A 4759-nucleotide genomic window follows, 5' to 3' on the forward strand; every position below is an offset into this window, starting at 1 on the left:
CTGATGTTACGCAGTATTTTTCCGTTCTAACTACCGTTTTCGATGGCCTGCACCCTGGATTTGTACACGGATTATCTCATCAGCTCGACGGGCCAAACTTCGGCTACGGGCCTCTCACGCCTGTTCGATGGGCAGCTTAGTCACGACCAGGTGACGCGCTGGCTCAGCAGCGTACACTTGGATTCACGCCAGGTCTGGGGCCATGCCAAACCGCTGATTCGGCAAACCGAGCGGACGTTGGAAGCAGCCGATTTTGCTGTTCTTATCGTCGATGATTCTATTTTGGAGAAGGCCCACACCGATGCCAATGCCCTGCTCTGTACCCATTACGACCATAGCCTGGGGCGGTACGTGAAGGGGCTCAATTTCGTGAGCCTGCTCTATGTGGCCGGTTCGCTCGCCGTGCCGATTGCCGTGGAGCTGGTGGAGAAAACGCAGGCCGTAACCGACCCTAAAACCCAGAAAGTGAGTCAGAAAAGCCCGCTGACGAAAAACGAGATGCTCCGCGCCATGTTGCGCGTGGCCCAAGAGCAAGTGGCCTACGGCTACCTGCTGGCCGACAGCTGGTATGCCTCGGCTGAGAACATGAACCAGGTGCGCGCGTTGGGCCACGACTTTATTTTTGCCCTGCCCACCTCGCGCACCGTGGCCCTGAGCGAAGTGGGGCGCGGCAATGGGGAATTCCAGGCCCTTGATACGCTGGCTTTCCCGGATGGGCAGCCCTTGCGCGTCTGGCTACGGAGCGTCGTGGAGGCGGTGCTCGTGGTCCGGCAAGTCTTTACAAATAAGGACGGTTCGCAGGGCGTGTTATATCTGGTGAGCAGCGATACGAATTTGACCGGGGAACAAGTGACGGTAATCTACCAGAAAAGGTGGAAAATCGAGGAGTACCACAAATCGCTCAAGCAAAACACGTCGATGGGCAAGTCGCCTACGAAAACCATCGATACGCAGGCCAATCATTTCTTTTCTTCCATCCTGGCCTACATCAAGTTAGAGAAGATAACCCGACAATTAGGCATTGGTCATTTTCGCCTCAAAGCCCAACTTTATTTGCGCGGACTCAAAGCCATGCACTACGCGTTAACCAAAATGGCTGCGTAACATCAGTTACAACAACAGTTTGGGCCACTTTATCATGATGAGAGTTTACACCAATAATCAATGAATAGAAGGTATAAGGATTAAGTTTAGAAAAATTGCGAAGCAATGCTTGATTGAAGCTAGGTTTATTTCCGCTATTGTTAATAACCGAAATATTAAAAATAAATTTTCCAACACTACTCCCAAATTTACTCTCCAAGAAAGAGTAATAGATTAAGAAAACAAAAACAGCCGCGAAAACCTCATAAGCTATTAATATATTGCACGACGCTGGCCCTGAATTAGAAAACCCTCCGACCGTCAATAACCTACCATAAATCTCACCGGCGAATGTGACCGAAATAACATATATGATAGCAGCATCTATAGCGGACGATAATAATCTTTTAAATAAATTTACTTCCATCTTCAATTTTAGCTAGTATCATTAAAGTGGAAAAGGACCAGACTCTTGGACAGCATTAAGTTTCAAATATAGTTCGTTCACGTCAGCCATAAACAAAAAGCCCCGCCGACGTCACGCCAGCGGGGCTTTCCCATTCCAAAACTTAACAACTCGACCCTACACCGCCGGCATCTCCACGTTCTCAAACCGCACGCTGCCGTCCTCCAGTACCGCTTCCACCACGGCATCTTTCGATACGCGGCCTGATAGAATATCCTTCGACAGCTCGTTTAGAATCACGCGCTGCAATACGCGCTTCAGTGGGCGGGCACCGAATTGCGGGTCGAAGCCGGCTTCGCCCAAGTAATCCAACACCTCGGGGGTGGCTTCGAGCTGAATGCCGGCTTCGGCCAGGCGCTGCTGGATTTGCCGAAACTGGATATCGACAATCTTGCGGATTTCCTTGCGCTTGAGGGGCTGGAACATCACGATTTCGTCGATGCGGTTCAGGAACTCGGGGCGCATGTGCTGCTTGAGGCGCTCGAGCACCTCGTCGCGGGTGCGGTCCACCACCTCCTCGTGGTTGTACTCGTTCAGGTCCTTGAAATTCTTTTGGATGATGTCGGCACCCGTGTTCGAGGTCATGATGATGATGGTGTTTTTGAAGTTCGCCACCCGGCCTTTGTTGTCGGTGAGGCGGCCATCGTCGAGCACTTGCAGCAGGATGTTGAACACGTCGGGGTGGGCCTTTTCGATTTCATCGAGCAGCACCACCGAGTAGGGCTTGCGGCGCACGGCCTCCGTAAGCTGCCCGCCCTCGTCGTAGCCCACGTAGCCGGGAGGCGCCCCGATGAGGCGCGACACCGAGTGGCGCTCCTGAAACTCGCTCATGTCGATGCGCACCATCGCATTCTCGTCGTTGAACAAATACTCAGCTAAGGCCTTGGCCAGCTCGGTTTTGCCTACGCCCGTAGTGCCCAGAAAAATGAACGAGCCGATGGGCCGCTTGGGGTCCTGCAGGCCGGCGCGGGAGCGGCGCACGGCATCCGAAATGGCCGCGATGGCCTCGGCCTGCCCCGCCACGCGCTTGCCCAATTCGGCTTCGAGCTGGAGCAGCTTCTCGCGGTCCGATTGCAGCATTTTGCTCACCGGGATGCCCGTCCACTTGGCCACCACTTCGGCAATGCTTTCGCTGGTCACCACTTCCTGGAGCATGGTGCCGCCGTCCTTGTTCGCGGCGGCTTCGTCCTGGAGGGCTTTGAGCTTGACTTCGGCTTCCTGAATCTTGCCGTAGCGCAGCTCGGCCACGCGGGCGTAGTCGCCCTGGCGCTCGGCCTGCTCGGCTTCCAGCTTGAATTGCTCGATGGCAGTCTTTTGGGTTTGGATGCCGGTGAGGACGGCTTTTTCGCTTTCCCAGCGGGCTTTGAGGGTGTCGCGCTTGTCGTTCAGCTCGGCCAATTCCTTGCTGAGGACGGCTTCGCGGTCGCGGTTGTCTTCGCGGCGGATGGCTTCGCGCTCAATTTCGAGCTGCATGATGCGGCGCTGGATTTCGTCGAGCTCCACGGGCATCGAATTCAGCTCGATGCGGAGCTTGGCGGCGGCTTCGTCCATGAGGTCGATGGCCTTGTCGGGCAAAAACCGGTCGGTGATGTAGCGCGAGCTGAGCTCCACGGCGGCAATCACGGCATCGTCGGTGATGCGCACGCCGTGGTGCAGTTCGTACTTTTCCTTGATGCCGCGCAGGATGCTGATGGCGTCGTCCTGGGTGGGCTCGTCCACCATTACGGCCTGAAAACGGCGTTCCAGGGCCTTGTCCTTCTCGATGTACTTCTGGTATTCCTTGAGCGTGGTGGCCCCGATGGCGTGCAGCTCGCCCCGCGCCAGGGCGGGCTTGAGCAGGTTGGCGGCATCCATCGCGCCCTCGCCCCCGCCGCCGGCCCCGATGAGGGTGTGCATCTCATCGATGAAGAGCACAATCTGGCCCTCCGAGTCGGTCACTTCCTTGATGACGGCCTTGAGGCGCTCCTCAAATTCGCCCTTGTACTTGGCCCCGGCCACGAGCAGGCCCATGTCGAGGCTCATGATGACTTTGTCGCGCAGGTTTTCGGGCACGTCGCCGGCCACGATGCGCTGGGCCAGACCCTCCACGATGGCGGTTTTGCCCACGCCGGGCTCGCCGAGCAGCACGGGGTTGTTTTTGGTGCGGCGCGAGAGGATTTGCAGCACCCGGCGGATTTCCTCGTCGCGGCCAATCACGGGGTCCATCTTGCCGCGCCGCACCTGCTCGTTGAGGTTCACGGCGTAGCGGTTGAGGCTCTGGTACTGGTCTTCGGCGCTCTGGCTCGTGACTTTGCGCCCGCCGCGCAGCTCCTGAATGGCGGCCTTCAAGTCCTTGTCGTTGAAGCCGGTGTCTTTGAGCAGCGTGGCCACGGCATCCTTGCCGGAGAGGATGCCCAGCAGCAGGTGCTCGATGGACACGAACTCGTCGCCGAGGTCCTTCATGGCGGCGTTGGCGCGCTGCACGGCGGCGGCGGCGTCGTTGGCGAAGTAGGGCGAGCCGCCGCTCACCTTGGGGTAGGCGGCCACAATGGCATCGAGCCGCGGCGTGAGAATATTGAGGTTGGCCCCCAGCTTGTTGGCCAGAAACGAGAAGACGCTCTCGTCGCTCTGGAAGAGGCCCTTCAGCAAATGGCCCGTTTCGACGGCCTGCTGCTGGTTGGCGCCGGCCAGTTCGGTGGCCTTCTGCACGGCCTCCTGCGCCTTGATGGTGAAGTTTTTAAAGTCCATGTTGCGTTGTCTTCAGGGTAGGTGCTTCGGGTGAGGAAGCGGTACGCCGGGACTAGCAAACGGGGTGCGAGAGGTGGAAAGCGGACTTTTTGGCGGATGGGACTTGGGCGCGGAAGTTAATTCAGGACAAATTTTCAGTTATGCCCAATTTCACAATTAATAACTTATTCAACAGTTTACTTTATTAAAATAAGGTCTTTGGTGCTATTATCAATGCTCCAACTGGTGAATTTGTTTAAAAAGCTCTTACCAAGCAGAGGATATGAAGCGTTGGGCACAATGCATACTTCGACATTGGTGATAATATATTTGCCTAAAGTCATTTTCGGAGGGTGCAATTCAAATTGTCGCGGCGTATTGGTAACTTGTGTCATGCCTACCTCCCCCACCACCGCCATGAGCAAAGCCGAATATCTCGCCTTGGCCGAGCAAAAATACAACGATTTGCAGGCCCTCGGGACCGCGCCGACTTTCTACGATTAC

At 56.3% G+C, this 4759-nt stretch carries 3 protein-coding genes; 1 reads left to right on the forward strand and 2 read right to left on the reverse strand.

Annotated elements, in window-relative coordinates; all coding sequences use genetic code 11:
- Positions 1-42: 42 nt before the first annotated feature.
- Complete coding sequence (locus GM79_RS12640; RefSeq protein ID WP_035562095.1) at positions 43-1104, forward strand: transposase; 1062 nt, start codon at positions 43-45, stop codon at positions 1102-1104.
- Here GM79_RS12640 and GM79_RS26540 read toward each other — a convergent pair.
- Complete coding sequence (locus GM79_RS26540) at positions 1064-1510, reverse strand: RDD family protein (RefSeq protein WP_152559978.1); 447 nt, start codon at positions 1508-1510, stop codon at positions 1064-1066. The two genes, GM79_RS12640 and GM79_RS26540, sit on opposite strands and share 41 nt — an antisense overlap.
- Positions 1511-1666: 156 nt before the next feature.
- A complete protein-coding gene (gene clpB / locus GM79_RS12645; RefSeq protein ID WP_035564415.1) occupies positions 1667-4276 on the reverse strand; it encodes an ATP-dependent chaperone ClpB in 2610 nt (869 codons plus the stop codon).
- Positions 4277-4759: the final 483 nt, after the last annotated feature.

The organism is Hymenobacter sp. IS2118 (assembly GCF_000715495.1).
Taxonomy (GTDB): Bacteria; Bacteroidota; Bacteroidia; order Cytophagales; family Hymenobacteraceae; genus Hymenobacter.

Bases quoted from the DNA above. Each gene is read 5' to 3' on its own strand.
- GM79_RS12640 (WP_035562095.1), top strand. From the start codon at position 43: ATGGCCTGCACCCTGGATTTGTACACGGATTATCTCATCAGCTCGACG.
- GM79_RS26540 (WP_152559978.1), bottom strand. From the start codon at position 1,510: ATGGAAGTAAATTTATTTAAAAGATTATTATCGTCCGCTATAGATGCT.
- clpB (WP_035564415.1), bottom strand. From the start codon at position 4,276: ATGGACTTTAAAAACTTCACCATCAAGGCGCAGGAGGCCGTGCAGAAG.